This is a genomic window from Actinomycetospora sp. (assembly GCF_055612215.1).
The window spans coordinates 1-5,615 of sequence record NZ_JBVPVA010000178.1 but is presented as its reverse complement, the minus strand read 5'-3'; the positions used below and the strand labels follow the sequence as shown (position 1 = coordinate 5,615).

The window sequence follows — 5,615 nt, the reverse complement described above, 5'->3', positions numbered from 1 at the left end:
CGGATCACGGTCGGTAACCTGGGAAGGACCGAACCCTCCGGCAGGAAGCACCCTCCTCGTGACCACGACCGCATTCGAGCGGCCCGGGTCCGCCGATCACGTGATGCGCAGCGACCTGCGCAACATCGCGATCGTCGCCCACGTCGACCACGGCAAGACCACCCTCGTCGACGCCATGCTCCGTCAGTCCGGGGCCTTCTCCGCGCGTGCCGAGCTCGTCGACCGGGTCATGGACTCCGGCGACCTCGAGCGCGAGAAGGGCATCACGATCCTCGCGAAGAACACGGCCGTGCGCCGCGGGGACGTCACCTTCAACATCATCGACACCCCCGGCCACGCCGACTTCGGCGGCGAGGTGGAGCGCGGGCTCTCCATGGTCGACGGCGTCGTGCTGCTCGTCGACGCCTCGGAGGGCCCGCTCCCGCAGACTCGCTTCGTGCTGCGCAAGGCCCTCGCCGCGCGCCTGCCCGTGATCCTCGCGGTCAACAAGACCGACCGGCCCGACGCCCGCTGCGCCGAGGTCGTCGACGAGTCGCTCGACCTGCTGCTCGAGCTCGCCACCGACCTCGAGATGGACGACGACGTCGTCACCCAGCTGCTGGACCTCCCCGTCGTGTACGCCTCGGCGCGCGCCGGCAAGGCCTCGCTGGAGCGCCCGGCCGACGGCACCGTGCCCGAGTCCGAGAACCTCGACCCGCTCTTCGAGCTGCTGCTCTCCGAGGTCCCGGCCCCGGCCGACGACCCGAACGGGCCGCTGCAGGCCCACGTCACCAACCTCGACGCGTCGGCCTACCTCGGCCGCATCGCGCTGTGCCGCATCCGCTCCGGGCGCATCAAGCGCGGCCAGCAGGTCGGCTGGTGCCGCGAGGACGGCAGCGTCACCCGCGTCAAGGTCACCGAGCTGCTGCGCACCGAGGGCCTCGAGCGGGTCCAGGCCGACCACGCCGACGCCGGCGACATCGTCGCGGTGGCCGGGATCGCCGAGGTCACCATCGGCGACACCCTCGCCGACCCCGACGACCCGCGGCCGCTGCCGCGCATCACCGTCGACGAGCCCGCGATCTCGATGACGATCGGGATCAACACCTCCCCGCTGGCCGGGCGCGACCCGAAGCCGGGCACCAAGCTCACCGCGCGGCTGCTCAAGAACCGGCTCGACGCCGAGCTGGTCGGCAACGTGTCGATGCGGGTGCTGCCCACCGAGCGCCCCGACACCTGGGAGGTGCAGGGCCGCGGCGAGCTGGCGCTGGCCATCCTCGTCGAGACGATGCGGCGCGAGGGCTTCGAGCTGACCGTCGGCAAGCCGGAGGTCGTGACCAAGACGATCGACGGCAAGCTGCACGAGCCGTTCGAGCGCCTGTCGGTCGACGTCCCCGAGGAGCACCTGGGCGCGGTCACGCAGCTCCTGGCGGCCCGCAAGGGCGAGATGCTCGAGATGAGCCACTCGGCGTCGTCGACGCACGTGCGCATGGAGTACCGGGTCCCGTCGCGCGGGCTCATCGGCTTCCGGACCGAGTTCCTCACCGAGACCCGTGGCACGGGCATCGCGAACCAGCTGTTCGACGGCTACGGGCCGTGGGTGGGGGAGCTGCGGGCGCGGCTGTCGGGCTCGCTGATCGCCGACCGCAGCGGTGCGGTGACCGGCCACGCCGTCGGGCTGCTGGCCGACCGCGGGGACCTGTTCGTCGGGCCGACCACGACCGTCTACACGGGCATGGTCATCGGGGAGAACTCCCGCTCGGAGGACATGGAGGTCAACATCGTCCGCGAGAAGAAGCTGACCAACATGCGCCAGTCGAGCCAGGACGTCCTCGAGCGGCTCACCCCGCCCCGGATCCTGTCGCTCGAGCAGGCGCTGGAGTTCTGCTCCGAGGACGAGTGCGTCGAGGTCACCCCGGGCTCGGTGCGGATCCGCAAGGTCGAGCTCGACTCGCACCTGCGCAACCGGCAGCGGATCCGGGCCAAGCAGGGCCGCGCCTGACGTCATCGTCCCCGACGGAGGGGCCGCGCGCGTCACGGACGGGCGCGGACCTCCACCGGCGTCGTCGCCAGCACGTCGAGCGCCCGCATCTCCCGCTTGGCGGGGGAGCGGGCGAAGAAGAGCAGGTCGAGGGGGTACCAGAGCCCGATCCAGGCGATGACGGAGAACACGCCGTTGCCGAGGAGGTCCTGGAGGACCTGGGGCATCTCCGGATCGAGGAAGTCGCTGGAGAGCACCAGGCCGACGACGAACAGCAGCAGGCCGGTGCGCAGCGACCACACGCCCTGCCGCCACAACGCCCGGCTCTCCCGCTCGACGCGTTCGATGCGGGCCGTGCACCAGCGTCGCAGGCCCGACTCGAGGCGCCCTGACACGTCGCTGTCGGCGAGCGCTGCGGCGGGCAGGGTGAGCACGACCCGCCGCTTGCGGCGGACGCCGGACCGGCCGAGGAGCTCGCCGAGCAGCTCGTCCACACCCGGCGTCGCGCGGACGCGATCGGTGGCGGGCGCGGACAGCGGCGCGAGCGGGTCGACGACGAACAGCTCCTCCGGGGTGCCGAGGTGCACGACGATCTCCTCGCGGACGTCCGTCGTGCTCGTCGTGGTGCTCACTGGGCCCACCTCCGGTCGGTCGTGAAGGCGACGACGACGGAGCGTTCGTGGCCCAGGACGGCCAGGCGCTCGTGGAGGTCGGCGCGGACGTCGTCGCAGTCGGCGACGGTGTGCACGGCGGACCCGTCGTCCACCAGGTAGTCGATCTCGACGTCCACGCGGCTCCCGACCTGGGAGGCGCGCAGGAAGGACTCCCGCATCCGGTAGCGGTCCCGGACCTCGTCGACGGCGGTCTGCAACTCGCTCATGGTGTCCTCGGGCGGCGTCATGGCCAGCACCTCGCGCATCGCCCGCACGATCAGGCCGGCCGGCACGCGCAGGAAGAGCAGGGACACGAGCACGACCATCCCCGGGTCGACGTAGGCGGCGAGGTCCGCGCGGCCCGCGGCCTCCAGGCCGGCCGCGAGCCCGAAGCCCACGAGGACCCCGACCGAGAGCAGGGTGTCGCCCTGCCACTCGGCGGCCTCGGCCCGCACCAGCCCGCCGTCGCCGCGGCGCAGCGCGAGCGTGACCGCGACCCCACCCGCCGTCGCGAGCACGGCGTAGCCCAGCGCCCAGCCGGTGGCGACCTCCCGGCCCCCGGCGAGGAGGTCGGTGATGCCGCCGACGACCGCGTACACCGAGAGCGCCCCCAGCGCGAGCGCCTTGACGACCACGACGACGGGCTCCCACTCCTCCCGGCCCCACGGGTGCGCGGCGTCGGGCCCGCGTCGGGAGACCCGCAGCGCGGCCACCGCGAGCAGCGAGAGCCCGATGGAGGCGAACGAGTAGAGCCCGTCGAAGACGATCATCGACGATCCCGACAGCACGCCCCACACGCAGGAGACGACGGCGAAGGCGGCCGAGGCGAACACCGACACCAGCAGGAGACGATGATCACGCCTGGTGTCCTCGGTGCCCGGCACGCGTCTGATCGTGGCCGTTCCGCGCGTCCAGGTCGAGAGCGATCAATCCGTGACCAGCACCGACCTCGCATCCGGGCGCCGCGTCGGTCACATTGGGTGGTCGACGACGAGGAAGGACCCCGGATGGACGTGGACGTCGACTTCGGCCTGGACGACACACGGCTCACCGCCGCGTGGATGCTCGGGTCGTTCCTGGTGGTGTTCCTCGTGACGCGGGTGATCGTCCGGATGATCCGCGCCGGCCGCGGGCCGTTCCGCAACCAGGCGATCGGCGGGGTGCACATCCACCACCTCGTGCACGGCATCCTGCTGATGCTCGTCGCGGGCGCCGGCGAGTTCCTGTACCGGCCGGAGGGCGCCTGGCAGATCGTGCTCGCCGTCGCGTTCGGGGCCGGCGCGGCGCTGACCCTCGACGAGTTCGCGCTGTGGCTGCACCTCGACGACGTCTACTGGAGCGAGCAGGGCCGGGCCTCGGTCGACGTGGTGCTGGTGGTGGCCGCGGTGGGGGCGCTGCTCGTGCTGGGCGTGAACCCGTTCGGGGCCGCCGCCGAGGACAACGCCCCGACGGTCCTCGGATCGGCGGTGATCACCCTGGCGTTCGCGGTGACGGCCGGGCTGAAGGGCAAGCCCATCTTCGCGGTGCTCGGGCTGGTGGTGCTGCCGTTCGCGATCGTCGGGGCGGTCCGGCTCGCCAAGCCCACCTCGCCGTGGGCGAAGCGGCGCTACCGGCCGGGGTCGAGCAAGGACGTCCGCGCCCGGGCCCGCTTCCCCGAGGGTGCGCGGACCCGGTGGGATGCCGTCGTCGACGCGGTGGGTGGGGTGCCCCGGTAGGTAGGTGCGCTCCGCGCCCGTGAGCACTTTTCCGCCCTATGACACGGGAAAGTGCTCACGGGCCGCAGGCACCTACGCCTCCGACTCCGCCCGGTTGTCCGTCGCCCACGCCGTGTGGAACGTGCCCGGCTTGTCGGTGCGCCGGTAGGTGTGGGCGCCGAAGAAGTCGCGCTGGCCCTGGACGAGGGCGGCCGGCAGGCGCTCGGCGCGGATCCCGTCGTAGTACGACAGGGCCGAGGAGAAGCCCGGCGTCGGGATCCCCAGCTGGGCCGACGAGGCGACCACCCGGCGCCACGAGTCCTGCGCCCCACCGATCGACTCGGTGAACGAGGGGTCGGTGAGCAGGGTCGTCAGGCCCGGCTCGCGCTCGTAGGCCGAGGTGATCTCGTTGAGGAACTTGGCGCGGATGATGCAGCCGCCGCGCCAGATCTTCGCGACCTGCCCGAGGTCGATCGACCACCCGTACTCGTTCGCCCCGGCCTGGATCTCGTTGAAGCCCTGGGCGTAGGCGACGATCTTCGAGGAGTAGAGGGCCTGCTCGATGTCGTCGACGAACCCCTCCGCGGCCGCGCCCTCGAGGCGGGCGCGGGAGACGCCGGGGAGCCCCCGGGCCGCGTCGCGCAGCGTGCGGTTGCCCGAGAGCGAGCGGGCGAACGTCGCCTCGGCGATGCCCGTCACCGGGACGCCGAGGTCGAGCGCGGCCTGCACCGTCCAGCGTCCGGTGCCCTTCTGCTCGGCCTCGTCGGCGACGACGTCGACGAACGGCTTGCCGGTCGCGGCGTCGTCGTGCGCGAGGACCTGCGCGGTGATCTCGATGAGGTAGGAGTCCAGGCGGCCCTGGTTCCAGGTGCGGAAGACCTCGGCGATGCCCGCCGGGTCCATCCCGAGCCCGGAGCGCAGCAGGTCGTAGGCCTCGGCGATGAGCTGCATGTCGGCGTACTCGATGCCGTTGTGGACCATCTTCACGAAGTGGCCCGCGCCATCGGCGCCGATGTGGGTGCAGCACGGTGCGCCGTCGACGTGCGCGGAGATGTCCTCGAGGAGGGGACCGGCATCCACTGGCTGGGGTGCGGCGTTTCCGGCGGCGAGGAGGGCGCGCTGAACGGCCCCAGCATGATGCCGGGCGGCCCGCGCGAAGCCTACGACTTGGTGGCCCCTATCTTCACCAAAATCTCAGCACAGGTGGACGGCGCACCATGCTGTACCTACATCGGCGAGGGCGCGTCCGGCCACTACGTGAAGATGGTCCACAACGGCATCGAGTACGCGGACATGCAGCTCATCGCC

5 protein-coding genes and 1 pseudogene are annotated in these 5,615 nt (G+C 72.1%); 3 read left to right on the top strand and 3 right to left on the bottom strand.

The features are described from left to right. The first annotated feature begins 103 nt into the window (after positions 1 to 103). Complete coding sequence (gene typA / locus AC0CYZ_RS04970; protein ID WP_472212924.1) at positions 104 to 1,981, top strand: translational GTPase TypA; 1,878 nt, start codon at positions 104 to 106, stop codon at positions 1,979 to 1,981. Positions 1,982 to 2,013: 32 nt separating this feature from the next. Here the strand turns inward: typA and AC0CYZ_RS04965 are convergent, their stop codons facing one another. Both AC0CYZ_RS04965 and AC0CYZ_RS04960 read right to left on the bottom strand, forming a co-directional pair. After that, positions 2,014 to 2,592: a hypothetical protein gene (locus AC0CYZ_RS04965; protein ID WP_472212922.1), complete on the bottom strand. Its 579-nt coding sequence runs from the start codon at positions 2,590 to 2,592 to the stop codon at positions 2,014 to 2,016. Then, positions 2,589 to 3,497, bottom strand: a complete 909-nt coding sequence (locus AC0CYZ_RS04960) for a cation diffusion facilitator family transporter (RefSeq protein WP_472212920.1) — start codon at positions 3,495 to 3,497, stop codon at positions 2,589 to 2,591. Before AC0CYZ_RS04960 ends, AC0CYZ_RS04965 begins: the two co-directional genes overlap by 4 nt. Positions 3,498 to 3,620: 123 nt before the next feature. Here AC0CYZ_RS04960 and AC0CYZ_RS04955 point away from each other — a divergent pair, with 123 nt between their 5' ends. Further along, entirely contained in the window at positions 3,621 to 4,328 is a 708-nt protein-coding gene (locus AC0CYZ_RS04955) for a hypothetical protein (protein ID WP_472212919.1), read from the top strand. A 72-nt stretch (positions 4,329 to 4,400) separates the two neighbouring features. On the opposite strand, the pseudogene gndA reads toward AC0CYZ_RS04955, so the two are convergent. Beyond that, positions 4,401 to 5,381, bottom strand: a pseudogene (gndA, locus tag AC0CYZ_RS04950) (NADP-dependent phosphogluconate dehydrogenase); the annotation flags it as partial. Here gndA and AC0CYZ_RS04945 point away from each other — a divergent pair. Then, a partial coding sequence (locus AC0CYZ_RS04945) for an NAD(P)-binding domain-containing protein (protein WP_472212917.1) occupies positions 5,298 to 5,615 on the top strand: 318 nt, incomplete at its 3' end. The pseudogene gndA and the gene AC0CYZ_RS04945 overlap by 84 nt on opposite strands.